General features: G+C 73.7%; 13 protein-coding genes. 3 read left to right on the forward strand and 10 right to left on the reverse strand.

Going from position 1 to position 13,991, the window contains the following annotated elements:
• Window positions 1–2 precede the first annotated feature (2 nt).
• From ETP66_RS05150 to ETP66_RS05185, 8 genes are all read right to left on the reverse strand, one after another.
• Window positions 3–683, reverse strand: coding sequence for an ABC transporter ATP-binding protein (locus ETP66_RS05150; protein WP_130841259.1), 681 nt, complete (start codon window positions 681–683; stop codon window positions 3–5).
• Between the two features lie 2 nt (window positions 684–685).
• Window positions 686–1,969: an efflux RND transporter periplasmic adaptor subunit gene (locus ETP66_RS05155; RefSeq protein WP_130841261.1), complete on the reverse strand. Its 1,284-nt coding sequence runs from the start codon at window positions 1,967–1,969 to the stop codon at window positions 686–688.
• A complete protein-coding gene (locus tag ETP66_RS05160; protein ID WP_130841263.1) occupies window positions 1,966–3,000 on the reverse strand; it encodes a TolC family protein in 1,035 nt (344 codons plus the stop codon). The genes ETP66_RS05155 and ETP66_RS05160 overlap by 4 nt, the downstream gene beginning before the upstream one ends.
• Window positions 2,997–4,259 carry a TolC family protein gene (locus ETP66_RS05165; RefSeq protein ID WP_130841264.1) on the reverse strand — a complete coding sequence of 421 codons (1,263 nt, stop codon included), beginning with the start codon at window positions 4,257–4,259 and terminating at the stop codon, window positions 2,997–2,999. Before ETP66_RS05165 ends, ETP66_RS05160 begins: the two co-directional genes overlap by 4 nt.
• Window positions 4,260–4,376: 117 nt before the next feature.
• Window positions 4,377–4,865, reverse strand: coding sequence for a chlorite dismutase family protein (locus tag ETP66_RS05170; RefSeq protein WP_130841266.1), 489 nt, complete (start codon window positions 4,863–4,865; stop codon window positions 4,377–4,379).
• Window positions 4,862–5,614, reverse strand: a complete 753-nt coding sequence (hemQ, locus tag ETP66_RS05175) for a hydrogen peroxide-dependent heme synthase (protein WP_130841268.1) — start codon at window positions 5,612–5,614, stop codon at window positions 4,862–4,864. The genes ETP66_RS05170 and hemQ overlap by 4 nt, the downstream gene beginning before the upstream one ends.
• A 7-nt stretch (window positions 5,615–5,621) precedes the next feature.
• Window positions 5,622–6,575: a DUF3137 domain-containing protein gene (locus ETP66_RS05180; RefSeq protein ID WP_130841270.1), complete on the reverse strand. Its 954-nt coding sequence runs from the start codon at window positions 6,573–6,575 to the stop codon at window positions 5,622–5,624.
• 6 nt (window positions 6,576–6,581) lie between these two features.
• Complete coding sequence (locus ETP66_RS05185; protein ID WP_130841272.1) at window positions 6,582–7,139, reverse strand: LemA family protein; 558 nt, start codon at window positions 7,137–7,139, stop codon at window positions 6,582–6,584.
• Window positions 7,140–7,240: 101 nt separating this feature from the next.
• On the opposite strand from ETP66_RS05185, the gene ETP66_RS05190 reads away from it, so the two are divergent.
• Genes ETP66_RS05190 through ETP66_RS05200 form a run of 3 tightly spaced genes read left to right on the forward strand, consistent with a single transcriptional unit; the run spans window position 7,241 to window position 12,778 of the window.
• Window positions 7,241–8,302: a mechanosensitive ion channel family protein gene (locus ETP66_RS05190; protein WP_130841273.1), complete on the forward strand. Its 1,062-nt coding sequence runs from the start codon at window positions 7,241–7,243 to the stop codon at window positions 8,300–8,302.
• Between the two features lie 10 nt (window positions 8,303–8,312).
• Window positions 8,313–10,577 carry a hypothetical protein gene (locus tag ETP66_RS11915; protein ID WP_161569066.1) on the forward strand — a complete coding sequence of 755 codons (2,265 nt, stop codon included), beginning with the start codon at window positions 8,313–8,315 and terminating at the stop codon, window positions 10,575–10,577.
• Between the two features lie 20 nt (window positions 10,578–10,597).
• Window positions 10,598–12,778 carry a RelA/SpoT family protein gene (locus ETP66_RS05200; protein ID WP_130841274.1) on the forward strand — a complete coding sequence of 727 codons (2,181 nt, stop codon included), beginning with the start codon at window positions 10,598–10,600 and terminating at the stop codon, window positions 12,776–12,778.
• Here ETP66_RS05200 and ETP66_RS05205 read toward each other — a convergent pair.
• On the reverse strand, window positions 12,775–13,155 hold the full coding sequence (locus tag ETP66_RS05205; RefSeq protein ID WP_130841275.1) for a secondary thiamine-phosphate synthase enzyme YjbQ: 381 nt from the start codon (window positions 13,153–13,155) through the stop codon (window positions 12,775–12,777). The genes ETP66_RS05200 and ETP66_RS05205 overlap by 4 nt on opposite strands.
• 23 nt (window positions 13,156–13,178) lie before the next feature.
• The gene (locus ETP66_RS05210) at window positions 13,179–13,970 is read right to left on the reverse strand and encodes a class I SAM-dependent methyltransferase (RefSeq protein WP_130841276.1); all 792 of its coding nucleotides are present in this window, start codon (window positions 13,968–13,970) and stop codon (window positions 13,179–13,181) included.
• Window positions 13,971–13,991 lie beyond the last annotated feature (21 nt).

Raw genomic sequence — 13,991 nt, forward strand, 5'->3', positions numbered from 1 at the left:
CCCTACCCCCTCCCCTCGTCGGCCACGATGGCCCCGTCCCGCACCCGCACGATGCGGCGGGTCCTCTCCGCCACCCCGGCCTCGTGGGTGACCACGATCACCGTGGTCCCCTCCCGGTTGAGCTCCCCGAAGAGGTCCAGGATCTCCTCCCCCGTCCTGGTGTCCAGGGCCCCGGTGGGCTCGTCGGCGAGGAGGAGGGGCGGCCTCAGGGCCCGGGCCCGGGCGATGGCCACCCGCTGGCGCTGCCCCCCGGAGAGCTGGTTGGGGAGGCTTCCCGCCCTCTCCAGGAGGCCCACCCGCTCCAGGAGGGCCAGGGCCCGCCGCCTGCGCTCCCTCGGGGGCACCCCGGCGTAGGCCAAGGGGACCTCCACGTTCTCCACCGCGGTGAGCCGGGGCAGGAGGAAGAAGGCCTGGAAGACGAAGCCGATGAAGCGGTTGCGCAGGTAGGCCCGCTCCTCCTCGGAAAGCCCGGCGGTGGGCCGCCCCAGGAGGAGGTACTCCCCCTCCGTGGGCCGGTCCAGGAGGCCCAGGATCTGCAGCAGGGTGCTCTTGCCGCTGCCCGAAGGCCCCATGACCGCGAGCATCTCCCCCTCCGCCACCCGCAGGTCCACCCCCTTGAGGGCGGGGAAGGCCGCCTCGCCGTTGCGGTAGACCTTCTTCACCCCCTTGAGCTCCAGGAGCACGGCTACCTCCCCACCCCCGGGAGGGGGAGGCGGACCCCCCCGCCGGACCCGGCGGGACGGGAGCCGGCGGGGCGCTGGGGGAGGAGGACCTGGTCCCCCTCGGCAAGCCCCTCCAGCACCGCCACCTGGGTGGGGCCCTCCAGGCCCAGGCGGACCGGGACCCGCTCGGTGGAACCGTCGGGCCGCAGGACGGTGACGAAGGCCTGGCCGCGGGCCCGCTCCACCGCCCGCCGGGGCAGGACGAGGACATCCCGGGCCTCCTCCACCACGATCTCCCCGTCCCCCGTCATCCCCGGGCGCAGGCGGGGGTCGGGGGGCAGGCGGACGCTCACCCGGAAGACGGGGATGTTGCTCACCAGCTCCCCCCGGGGGCTCACCGCCGCCACCTCCCCCAGAAAGGCCTGGCCGGGAAAGGCTTCGAAGGTGGCCCGGACCCGCTGGCCGGGGCGCACCCGGGCCACCTCGGTCTCGTCCACCTCCAGGACCAGCCGGAAGGCCTCCCCCTCCCCCAGGGCCAGGAGAGGGGTGCCGGGGCCCACCTGGGCCCCGGGGCTGGCCGCCACCCGCAAGACGGTGCCCGGGAAGGGGGCCCGCAGGGTGGCGGCCTCCAGGGCCGCCCGGGCTTCCTCCAGGGCCAGGCGGGCCTGGGCCAAGGCCGCCTCCTGGCCCCGGAGCTCCTCCCGCAACTGGGCCTCCCGCTGGGCCAGGGCCTCCCGCTGGGCCCGGAGGTCCTCCTCGGCCCGGAGAAGGGCCCGCTCCGCCCGGCGGTGGGCCTCCTCCGCCTCCAGGAGGGCCTGGCGGCTCAGCCCCCCTGCCGCGTAGACGGTGCGGGCCCCCTCCAGGTGCCTCCGGGCGGCCTCCAGGGCCTCCTCCGCTTCCGCCCGGGCGAGCTCCGCCCCGCGGAGGGCGGCCCTCAGGGAGGCCAGGCCCCCCTCCCCCTGAACCCGGGCCAGGGCCAAGGAGGCCTCCGCCCGGGCCCAGGCGGCCTCGGCCTCCGCCACCCGACGCCGGAAGGGCTCGGGATCCAGCCGCGCCAGGGGCTCCCCCGCCGCCACCCCCTGCCCCTCCGCGGCGATCCAGGCCAGGGTGCCGGAGACCGCAGGGTACACCTCCTGCACCCGCCAGGCCTCGAGGGTCCCCGAGGCCAGGACGGTGGCCCGCACCTCCCCCCGGACCGCCCGCACCACCTGGGGGGGCTCCTCCCGAGGGGGCTCCGGCCGGGGGCGGAAGGCCCAAAAGGCCCCCGCGAGGAGGAGCGCCCCCAGCAGGACCCACCCGCGCCTCACCGCCCCACCTCCAGGAAGCCCGTGAGGTCCCGCCCTGCGGCCACCCCCAGGGCGGCCAGGGCCCGCCAGTAGGCGTTGTGGGCCTCCAGGAGGGCCTGCCGGGCCTGGAGGAGGGCCACCTCCTCCCGCTCCAGCTCCAGCCGGCTCACCGTGCCCGCGGCGAAGGCGGACCGGGCCACCGCCAGGGCCCGCTCCTGGTTGGCCAGGCCCTCCCGGGCGGTCTGCACCCCGTTCCAGGCCGCCTGGGCCTGGGCGTGGGCGGCCTCCAGGCCGGAGAGGGCCTGGGCCCGGAGGTTGGCCCAGCTCCCCCGGGCGGCCTCCAGCCCCGCCCGGGCCCGCTCCAGGGCCAGGCGGGGGGTGTAGTCGTTGTCCGCCAGGCGCACCTGGAGCTCGGCCAGCGCCACCGCCTGCCGGGCCTCCACCAGGGCGGGAAGCCGCTCCTCCAGGCCCAGGGCCAGCTCCTCCAGGGAAAGGCCCGGGGGGCCGGGCTCCGGCAGGGGGGCCAGGCGGACCCCGGGAGGGAGGCCTGCCCCCAGGGCCGCCTCCAGGGTCCGCTTGAGGGCCAGGCGCTGGGCGGCAAGCCCCTCCAGGGCCAGGGCCACCGCCCGCAGCTCGGCCTCCGCCCGGACCAGGTCCAGCTCGGTGGCGTTGCCCACCTCCTTCCTGGCCCGCACCACCGCCAGGTTCCGCTCCGCCAGGGCCCTTTGCGCCCGCAACACCCCCTCCCGCTCCTGGGCCTCCAAGAGGGCGGCGTAGGCAGCGAGCACCTCCTGCAGGAGGGAAAGGCGCCGCTGGGCCACGGCCACCTCCGCCAGGGCCAGGGCCTGCCGGGCCTGGGTAAGGGGGAGGACCAGGGTGCCGGGGTCGGCCTCCAGGGCCCTGAGCTCCGCCGCGGCGCTTTCCCGGGAGATCAGGGCGTTCCGGTAGCCGGGGTTCTGCCCCAGGGCCACCTCCCAGGCCCCCGGGAAGTCCAGGGCGGGCTGGGCCAGGGCGGGAAGGCCCAGGAGCAGAGGGATTGCCAGACGCTTCATAGCTCACCTCCCAAAAGGGGCTCCCCCATGGCCTCCAGGAGGGCGTAGTAGGCCTGGAGGAAAAGGGCCCGGGCCCCCTCCAGGGTGCGCCGGGCCTGGAGCAGGCCCACCTCCGCCTGGAGAACCTCCAGGGCGGTGCCCGTGCCCGCCTCCAGGCGCCTTTTGGCCACCTCCAGGGAATGCTCCGCCGCCGCCAGGCCCCTTTCCGCCACCCCCACCTGGGCCTGGGCCAGGAGGAGGGCCTGGTGCCGCGCCCGCAGGTCCAGGGCCGCGGCCTGCAAGGCGGCCTCCAGGGCCAGCCGGGCCCCATCCCGGACCCTCTCCCGGGCAGCCACCTCCCGGTCCTGCGCAGGGCTCAGGAGGGGGAGGCTGGCCTGGGCCTGGAAGGCCACCCCCTCCCGGGGGGCCCCCAGGGGCTGGTACTGGACGGCGTAGCCCAGGGTGCCCGCGGCCAGGTTGAGGCTGAGGGCCAGGCTGGCCCCGCCCCCGGTCCCGCTCAGGCTGAGGCTCACCTGGGGCTGGACCCGGTCCCGCCGGGCCTGGTGGAGGAGGGCCTCCGCCTCCTCCAGGGCCAGGCGGGCCCTGCCCACGTCGGGCCGCCCCGCCCCCGCGGCCAGGGCCTCCTCCAGGCTGGGAAGGCCCCGGGGCAGGGGCAGGGGAAGGACGGCCACCTGCCGCCCCAGGGTGGCCTCGAGGCGGGCCTGGGCCAGGCTCAGGGCCAGCTCCGCTTGGAGGGCCTCCGCCTGGGCCTGGGCCCAGGCGGCCTCCGCCTCCAGCAGGGCCAGGAAGGTGGCCTGCCCCTCCGCGTGCTGGGCCCGGAGGGCCCGGAGCTGGGCCTCGCGGAGGGCCAGGCGCCTTTGGGCGAGCTCCCGGTCCAGGCCCGCCAGGTGGACCTCCAGGTACTGGGCGAGGGCGGTCTGGAAGAGGGCGTTCCCCTGGGCTTTTAGGTCCAGAAGGGCCCTCTGGTAGGCCCTTTCCGCCGCCCTGAGGCCGTCTTGGGCCGGGCCCCAGGGGAGGAGGACCACGCCTCCCCCGAGCCCCAGGGCCAGGCTCTCCTGCCCCGCAGGGGTGCGGGCGTAGCTCCCCTGGGGGGCCAGGGTGGGGAGGAGGGCGGCCCGGGCCCCTTCCAGGGCCAAGCGGGCCTGGGCCTCCTGCAGGAGGAGGCCCTGGTAGGAGGGGCTTTCCCGCACCAGGGACTTGAGGTCCACCCCCTGGGCCCAGCCCGGGGCCAGGAGGAGGAGAAGCCAGAGGGCGCGCATCCTGCCCCTAGGCTAGGCCAGGGCCGTTAGGGGTGTGTTAGAGCGGGGGGCTGAGGGGTCCTGGAGGCAGGGGGGGAGCCGAGGCCAGGGGAAGGGAGCGCGGGGTTTTGCGGAGGGTCAGAGGTCGTCCAAGGCCTCCCGGGGAGGCCGCCTCGCCCCCAGGTAGCCCCCTTCCCGCAGGACCAGGGGGAAGAGGGCCTCCCAGGAGCCCTCCACCGCCAGGAGGCTCTCCCCGCGGAAGGCCCGCACCCCCGCGGGCAAGGCGGCCTCCAGCCCGTGGGGGAAGAGGGCCAAAAACCCCTCCCCGGGCTCCCCCTCCCCCCGGTCCAGGTGGAAGGCCTGGGGCGCCAGGTAGCCCATGAGCCGGGTGCGGTGGGCCTCCCGCCGGAAGGCCTGGAGGGCCCTGAGGTCCTCCGCCCCCTGCCAGAGGAGGAGGTCGGCCTCCGCGGAAAGCCCCACCAGGCTGTAGGCCGCCAGGAAGCCCTCCCGGGCCCCCCAGCGCCCCAAGAGGAGGGCGAACTCCTCCTTCAGGTGCTCCTGGGCCTCGGCCTCCAGGCGCCGGAACTCCGGCAGGAGGCGCAGGAAGCTGAAGGCCCAAAGCCTCACGCCACCCCCAGGAGGCGGGAGAGGTCCTCCTCCGCCAGGTACTTGCCCACGTAGAAGGGCCCGAACTCGCCAAAGCGGGCGGAGACCTCGTCGAAGCGCATCTCGTAGACGATCCTCTTGAACTGGAGGGGGTCCTCGCTGAAGAGGTCCACCCCCCACTCCCAGTCGTCCAGGCCCTGGGCCCCGCTGATCACCTGCAGGACCTTCCCCTGGTACTTCCTCCCCGTCTCCCCGTGGGCCTTCATGAGCTCCGCCCGCTCCCGGGCGGGGAGGAGGTACCAGTTGTCCCCCCCCAGGCGGCGCTTGTTCATGGGGTAGAAGCACACGTACCCCCCCTTGGGCACCCGGGGGGTGAGGCGGGGCTTCACGTAGGGGGCCTCGGGGTCCAAAGGCCCGGTCTGGCTCCCCAGCTCCACCACGGAGTAGAAGCCGTAGGCGGGCCGGAGGTAGCGGGCGAAAAGGCTCTTGTTGAGCCTCGCCTCCGCCTCCAGGAGGGCGTCCAGCCCCTCCCGGAGGTTCAGGAAGAGGAGGTCGGCCTTGGGGGTGATCACCTGAAAGACCCCGAAGGAGCCCCGCCCCTCGGCCTCCACCCGGGCCCATTCGGCGAGGATCTCCCGCAGCTCTCCCCAGGCGGCCTCCCGCTCCCCCTTGGGGGCGGCAAGCCAGGCGGGGAAGTCCAGGTGGCGGAAGTCGTGGAGGAGGTGCCAGCCCTCGAGGGTAAAGGTGGGCTCGGGAACGCGGCCTGCCATGCCCCCACTATACCCCGGAAGCCCCCCCTTCCCCGGGGAGGCCCAGGCGGCGCCGCCGCTCCTCCAGGCGCAGGGCCTCCGCCAGCGCCAGGGCCAGCTCCACGTCCTGGAGGAAACGCTGGAGCTTCCGCCGCCAGGCCTCCCGGTCCAAGGGCCGGAAGAGGGCCCAGGGGCTTAGGGGAAAGCGGTCCACCCCGGAAAGGGCCGCGTAGAGCCGCCTCTCCCGCAGGCGGAGGCGGGGGGCCACCCCCACCCGCTCCCGGTAGCGCAGGAGCCCCTCCATCACCGCCGGGGTGAGGAAGACCCGCCCCCCCACCTGGTCGCTGGCGAAGGCGGCAAAGCGGCGCCCAAACTCCGGGCTTTCCAGGCGCAGGGCCTCCAGCCCGGCGGAAGGGGCCCAGGCTGCCCCCCGGGGCAGAACCAGGACCTCCGCCGGGGCGGGAAAGGGGAGGTCCAAACGCAGGAAGACCCCCTGGAAGAGGGTGCGGTAGCGGACCTGGGTCCCCTCGCGGGTGCGCACCACCTCCCGGCGCAGGAGGTGGACGTCGGCGGAGTCCAACCCAAAGGCCCCCACCTGGCCGTGGAGGCGGTCTTCCGAGGCGTAGCGGTCGGGCACGGGGAGGAGGCCCGCCTCCAGAACCTCCCCCAGGGGCAGCCCGCGCCCCTCGTAGCGCAGGCCGAGCCCCTCCGCCAGGAGGCGGGCGGCCTCCCCCTTGAGGCGGGCGGCGTACCCCCAGGGCTCCCCCAGGGCCAGGAGCAGGAGGAGGAGGGCGGGAAAGAGGGGCCAGAGGGACTCCCCCCCGAGGGCCAGGAGGAGGAGGCCGAAGAGGGCCGCCCCCCCCAGGAGGAGGAGGAAGCGGCGCAAGCCCCGCTGCCTCTCCGCCTCCAGGGCCGACGCCCGGGGAGCGAGGGCCTGGAGGGCCGCTTCCAGGACCTTACCCTCTTCCCCGCGGACCTCCACCCGCCCTCACCCCCGGAAGAGGCGGCCCAGATCGGGGGGCAGGCGCTCCTCCTCGGGCAGGGTGAAGACCGGCTTGCGGCCCAAGCCCATGAGGCGGGCGTAGAGGAGGGTGGGCACCTGCTCCACCGCGTTGTTGTACTCCGTCACCGCCTGGTTGTAGAAGCGCCTCGCGGCGGCGATGGCGTCCTCGGCCTCGGCGAGGGCCGCCTGGAGCTGGAGGAAGTTCTGGCTGGCCTTGAGGTCGGGGTAGGCCTCGGCCCTAAGGCGCACCTCCCGGAGGAGGCGGGAGACCTCCTCCTCCAGGCGGAACTCCTCCTCCGGGGTCGCCGCCCCGGCGGCGGCCTCCCGGAGGCGGGTGAGGCGCTCCAGGAGCTCCCTTTCGTGGGCCATGTAGGCCTGGACCGCCGCCACCAGGCCCGGGATGAGGTCGCGGCGCTTCTTGAGCTGGGCCTCCACCGCCCCGAAAGCGTTCTCCACCTGGTTCTTGCGGGCGATGAGGGCGTTGTAGGGGAGGACGAGGAGGGCGAGGAGGCCGAGGGCCAGGACAACCCAGAGAAAGTCCATGGGGCCATTTTATACCCGCCCCCAGGGGGGCGCCCAAAGGGCTTCCCGCCCCGACGGGTCCCCTTTTCCCCCTCGAGGGGGTACGGGGTATACTCGGCAGCATGCTGGCCGCCATCCTGCAGACCGCGCTGGCCTTCTTGCTGGCAGGGCTTCTCGGCTACCACGGCAGCCGCCTCCTGGGCAGCCTCAAGGCCCTGGCCCCCGAGGGGGTGGACGGCCGTTTCTTCCGCCTCCTGGGCCTCCTCTGGTGGGGGGTGGTCCTCCTCGGGGCCCTGAGCTTCACCGCCCACGCCCTTGGGCTTCCCTACGAGCCCCTCGCCACCTGGGGCGGGGCCCTGGTGGCCTGGCTCGGGGCCAAGGGGGTGGCGGGGCTTTTCGTCCTGGGCCTCACCTGGCTGGGCTTCCGCCTGGTGCCCCTGGTCCTCAAGCGGCTCCCCGAGCCCCAGGGGGAGCTCTCCCGGGAGCTGGTCCGGGCCCGGACCCTGCGGAGCTTCGCCGAGTCCCTCCTGCGGGCGGTGGTCCTGGTGGTGGGGGGGCTTTTCTTCCTCTCCAACCTGGGCCTGAACGTCACCGCCCTCCTGGCGGGGGCGGGGGTGGCGGGCCTGGCCATCAGCTTCGCCGCCCAGAACCTGATCCGGGACTTCATCAACGGCTTCTTCATCCTCCTGGAGGACCAGTACGGGGTGGGGGACATCGTGCAGATCGGGGGCGTGGGGGGGGTGGTGGAGCGCTTCAACCTGCGCCTCACCGTGCTCCGGGACCTGGAGGGCCGGGTCCACTTCATCCCCAACTCCGAGGTGCGCCAGGTGACGGTGATGACCCAGGAGTGGGCCCGGGCGGTGGTGGACGTGGGGGTGGCCTACAAGGAGGACCTGGAGCGGGTCCTCCCCGTCTTCCAGGACGAGGTGGAGCGCTTCTACAGCGACCCCGAGTGGCAGGACAAGTTCACCGAGCCCCCCCAGGTCCTAGGGGTGCAGGAGCTGGCGGGCAGCGCCGTGGTCATCCGCGTCCTCTTCAACACCAAGCCCGCCCAGCAGTGGGCCGTGGCCCGGGAGTTCAGGAGGCGCATCAAAAACCGCCTGGACCGCGAGGGGATCGAGATCCCCTACCCCCACCAGAAGCTCTACTTCGGGGAGCCCCTAAGGCTGGAAAAGGGGGTGTAGGCTAGGGGGGATGCCGCAGGTCTACGGGGAGATCCTGGAGGCCCTCCGCCCCCACCTGGGGGCTCGGGCGGAAGCGGTGCTGGAGGAGGGACTCAAGCGCCTGGGCAAGCGGCCCGCGGAGCTCACCCCCGAGGACGGGGCCCTCCTCCTCAAGGGCCTGGCCTTCCGGGAGCTCCAGGCCCGCCTCGCCCCCGAGGAGGCCCGGCGGGTGGTGGAGGGGGTGCTCTCCCGCCTCGGGAGCGGGGGGGGCGGCCTGGAGGCCCTGGAGGAGGGGCTCAAGCGGTTCGGGCTCTACGTGGACTGGCCGGAGGTGGGCCGGCTGCGGGCCCTGGTGAACCGGCTGCGCCAGGGCCCCGATCCCCGGCTCCTGGCGGAGGGCCGGGAGCTTCTGGAGGCCCTGGAGGAGAGGCTGGAGGAGGCCCTCCTGCGCCAGACCCAGGACCTGGCCCACCTGGAGGAGGCCCTAGAGAGGGTGCGCCACCTGGGGGGGCCCAAGGTCAGGCGGCTGGAAAGCCTCCTGGACACCGTGCGCCGGGCCCACGCCGAGGGGATCCTGGCCCAGGCGGAGGTGGAGCGGGCCCGGGGGCTGGCCCTGGAGCTGCGGAAGCTCCTGGAGTCCAGTGCGGTCCAGGCCCCCACCCTGCCAGAGATCCTCTTTGAAACCGGGGAGGCTCTCCCCGAGGCCGGGCCGCGGGAGGCCCCGAACGACGTTTTCCTCACCGTGGAGGAGGCCTCGGAGCTGGAGGGGGAGCTGGTGGTGGACCTCGAGGCCCTCCCCGAGGAGGCCACCAAGCGCATCCAGGCCCTGGAGGTGGCGGAGGAAAGGCGGAGGCTGGAGGAGCTCCTGGCCCGGCACGCCCCCCTCCTGGAGCGGACCACGGTGAGCCCCCTCCTGGCCGAGGTGGAAGCCCTCCTGGAGGCAGGCACCCCGGCGGGGGACAGGCTTAGGGCCCTGGAGGAAGCCCTGAAGGAGGCGGAGGGGAACCTGCGGGCGGAAAGGCGGGCGCGGCTCATCCAGCTGGGGGAGGCCCTGAGGACCCTCCCCCTCCCCGAGGAGGCCAAGGCTCCCCTGGAGGGGGTCCTGCGCCTGGCGGAGGAAACCCTGGCCGAGGGGGGCTACCCCGACCTCTCCTCCCTGGAGGAGGAGCTCCGGCGGCTGGAGGCGGAGGCCAGGCGCAGGGCCCAGGAGGCAAAGCGCCTCCTGGAGGAGAAGGAGGCCCTCCTGCGGGAGCTTGCGGAGCGGGGGGAGGCCTTCTCCCCCCTTCTGGGGGAGCTCAGGGCCCTGGCGGAAGAAGCCCTCCCGGAGGGGCTTCCCCGGATCCGGGCCCGCTACGCCGAGCTCCTAAAGGCCCAGGGGGAGGAGGCCGCCCTCAAGGCCAAGCTGGCGGAGGCGGAAGGGGAGCTGGAGGCCCTCCTCCCGGAGGCCGAGGCCCTGGGCCTGGGGGAGGCGGTGGCCGAGGCCCGGGGCCTCCTGGGGGAGGGACGGCTTCCCGACCTGGGGGCCCTGAGGGCCCGCCTGGAGGAGGCCAAGGCGGAGGCCCGCCAGGGAGCCCTCCGGCAGCTCGCGGAGCTCCAGGTGCTGGCGGAACGCTTCCGGGGCTTCGGCGGGGAGGGGGTGCTGCGGGCCATCGAGGAGGAGAAGGGCAAGCCCCTCCCCGACCCCGCCCCCATCGCCCGGACCCTGCAGGCCCTGAGGCGGCGGCTGGAGGCTAAGCGGGAGGAGCTCTTCACGCGCCTCACCGCCTTTTTCCAGACCGAGGCCCGCCTGGAGGGCCTGGGAAGCGAGACCGCCCGGCGCCTCAAGCCCCTCCTGCCGGTGCTGCAGGCAGGGCGGGAGCGGCTTTCCCGGCTGGGGCCCAAGGGGCTTCTGCGGCTGGAGAAGGCCCTGGCGGAGGCCGAGGCCCTCCTGAAGGAGCTGGAGCGGGAACAGGAGGCGGCCAGGGCCGTGCTGCGGGAGATCCGGGGGGCAGACCTGGAGGCCCTCCTGGGGGTCTTCGACCAGGAGACGGCACCGGAGGACCTGGCCCCCCTGCGCCTGCCCGGGGTAGAGGTGCTGGGCTACCTGGAAGACCCCCTTCCCCTGCCCAAAGCCTCCCTCCTCGCCCTCCGGCAAGCCCTGGACCACCTGGACAGGGCCCTGGGCCAAAGCCGGGGCCCGGCCGTGGTCCTCCTGGGCCAGAAGGCCCTGGTCCTGGCCCCCAAGGGGCGGAGGGCCCTGGTGGCCCTCCTGGACAAGGCCAGCCTCTCGGCCTTCCTCCTGGAGCTTACCCCGTAGGGGTGCTACACTTAGGGGTAGTGGTAACCGCCTCGGCCCTTTGGGAAAGCCTCGCCCCCCACCTGGACTACCTCTCCCCCGAGGAGCGGGAGCGGGTGCGGGAGGCCTACCGCTTCGCCGAGGAGGCCCACCGGGGCCAGCTGCGCAAGAGCGGGGAGCCCTACATCACCCACCCCGTGGCGGTGGCGGAGATCCTGGCCTCCTTGCACCTGGATCCGGACACCGTGGCCGCGGGCCTCCTCCACGACACCCTGGAGGACTGCGGGGTAAGCGGGGAGGAGCTGGAACGGCGCTTCGGCCCCGCGGTGCGCCGGATCGTGGAGGGGGAGACCAAGGTCAGCAAGCTCTACAAGCTGGCCAACCTGGAGGGGGAAGAGAGGCGGGCCGAGGACCTCCGCCAGATGTTCATCGCCATGGCGGAGGACGTGCGCATCATCATCGTGAAGCTGGCCGACCGCCTGCACAACCTGCGCACCCTGGAGCACATGCCCCCCGAGAAGCAGCGGCGCACCGCCCAGGAGACCCTGGAGATCTACGCCCCCCTGGCCCACCGCCTGGGGATGGGGCAGCTCAAGTGGGAGCTGGAGGACCTCTCCTTCCGCTACCTCCACCCCGAGGCCTACCGCGCCCTCCTCTCCCGCATCCGGGAAACCCAAGAAGCCCGGGAGCGCCTGGTGCAAAAGGCCATGGCCGCCCTGGAGGAGGCCCTGCGCAAGGATGAGCTTCTCCAGGCCCAGCTGCAAGGCTTCGAGGTCACGGGCCGCCCCAAGCACCTCTACTCCATCTGGAAGAAGATGGAGCGGGAGGGGAAGGCCCTGGAGCAGATCTACGACCTCCTGGCGGTGCGGGTCATCCTGGACCCCAAGCCCGCCCCCACGGAGGAGGGAAGGGCGGTGAGGGAGAAACAGGTCTGCTACCACGTCCTGGGCCTGGTCCACGCCCTCTGGCAGCCCATCCCCGGACGGGTCAAGGACTACATCGCCGTGCCCAAGCCCAACGGCTACCAAAGCCTCCACACCACGGTGATCGCCCTGGAGGGCCTCCCCCTGGAGGTGCAGATCCGCACCCGGGAGATGCACCGCATCGCCGAGTACGGCATCGCCGCCCACTGGCTCTACAAGGAGGGGCTCACCGACCCCGAGGAGGTGCGGCGCCGGGTCTCCTGGCTCAAGAACATCCAGGAGTGGCAGCAGGAGTTTTCTAGCTCCCGGGAGTTCGTGGAGGCGGTGACCCGGGACCTCCTGGGGGGTAGGGTCTTCGTCTTCACCCCCAAGGGGCGGATCATCAACCTGCCCAAGGGGGCCACCCCCGTGGACTTCGCCTACCACATCCACACCGAGGTGGGGCACCACATGGTGGGGGCCAAGGTCAACGGGCGCATCGTCCCCCTCTCCTACGAGCTGCAAAACGGGGAGCTCGTGGAGATCCTCACCAGCAAAAACGCCCACCCCTCCAAGGGCTGGCTGGAGTTCGCCAAAAGCCGCACCGCCAAGAGCAAGATCCGCCAGTACTTCCGCGCCCAGGAGCGGCAGGAGACCCTGGAGAGGGGCCAAGGGCTCCTGGAGCGCTACCTGAAGCGCCGGGGCCTCCCCCGGCCCGCGGACAGCCAGCTGGAGGAGGCGGCCCGCCGCCTGGGCATCGCCCCCTCCCCCGAGGAGCTCTACCTGGCCCTGGCCCTGAACCGCCTCACCCCCCGCCAGGTGGTGGAAAAGCTCTACCCCACAAGCCTCCAACGGCGGGAAAAGCCCGCCCCTCCCCCCAAAAACCAGTGGGGCATCCGCCTGGAGCAGGACCTCCAGGCCCCCATCCGCCTGGCCTCCTGCTGCGAACCCATGAAGGGGGACAGCATCCTGGGCTTTGTCACCCGGGGAAGGGGGGTCACGGTCCACCGGGCGGACTGCCCCAACCTGCGCCGCCTCCTCCAGGGCCCGGAGGCGGACCGGATCCTGGGGGCCTACTGGGAGGGGGTGGGGGGGAAGGTGGCCACCCTCGAGGTCCTGGCCCAGGACCGGGCCGGGCTCCTAAGGGACGTGATGCAGGTGGTGGCCGAGGCGGGCAAAAGCGCCCTGGGCTCGGAAACCCGCGTCCTGGGCCCCCTGGCCCGCATCCGCCTGCGGCTTTCCGTGGGGGACGGGGAGCGGGAGAGCCTGGTCCAGGCCCTCAAGGGGGTGAAGAGCGTGGAGGAGGTGCGCTGGGTCTAGAGGAGGCGCACCCAGACCTCCCGCTCCCGGGGCCCGTCGAACTCCGCCAGGAAGACCTGCTGCCAGCGGCCAAGCCAAAGCCTCCCCCCCTCCGCGGGGAGGAGGAGGTGGACCCCGGTGAGGAGGCTCTTGAGGTGGGCGTGGGTGTTGCCCTCGGCGTGCCGGTCTTTGGGGTGATGGCGGGGGGCGAGCTCCTCCAGGCGGCGGAGGAGGTCTTGGGCCACATGGGGATCCGCCCCCTCCTGCACCAGGAGGCTGCAGGTGGTGTGGGGGACGAAGAGGTACACCAGGCCGGTGTGCCCCTCCAAAACCGCCTCCACCTGACCGGTGATGTTCACCAGCCCCTCGGGGGGGGTTCTGACGGCGAGGCGCCTCATGGCCCCAGGATAGCCGGGAGGCCTTAGCCCAGGCGGGAGATGCGCAGAAAGAAGCTCCGCTCCACGGGAAAGGTACGGTCCAGGCTCCCGAACTCCGCCTCGGCGAAGGCCAGGAGGTGGGGCATCGCCCTGCGGTGGACCTCCTCGGGCACCTCCTGGGTGAAGGAGTAAAGCCGCTCCTCCAGGGCCTCCAGGGCTTCCCTCAAGGAGCGCTCCTCCCGCCAGGCCACCACCAGGCGGGTCCGGGGCCGGAGGCCGAGGCGCCTCAGCGCCTCCGCCACCTCGGCGAGCCGCTTCTGGTGCCGGCCCCGCTCCACCCTTACCCCTTCCGCCGCCACCAGGGCCTGCCAGCGCTCCTGGAGGCGGGAGTCCACCTCCGAGGCCATCCGGTCCCAGCCCTCCAGGAGCACCCCTCCCGGCTTCAGGACCCGGAAGGCCTCCGCCAGGGCCCTCTGCCAGTCGGGGAGGAGGTGCCAGAGGTGGACGGCGATCACCCCGTGGACGCTCTCCCCGGGCAGGGGGATCTCCCGGGCGTCCGCCAGGAGGAGGTGCACCTTGCGCATGACCCCCGCGGCCTTCTGCCGGAAAACCTCCAGCATGGCCGGGTCCCGGTCCAAGGCGATGTAGCGGTAGCCCCGGGCGATGAGGGGCAGGGCGATCCGCCCCGTGCCCGCCCCGAGCTCCAGGAGGACGGGCTCCTCCCCCCGGGCCTGTAGGGCGTTCCCGATGGCGGTGGCGATACGGCCCGCCACCTCCGGCGGGTAGGCCCGCAGGCGGTCGTAGGCGTGGGCCACCCGGGTTCCGGCCTTGGGCATCCCCTCTCCCCATTCTAACGG

Source organism: Thermus thermamylovorans (assembly GCF_004307015.1).
In the GTDB taxonomy this organism is placed as follows: Bacteria; Deinococcota; Deinococci; order Deinococcales; family Thermaceae; genus Thermus; species Thermus thermamylovorans.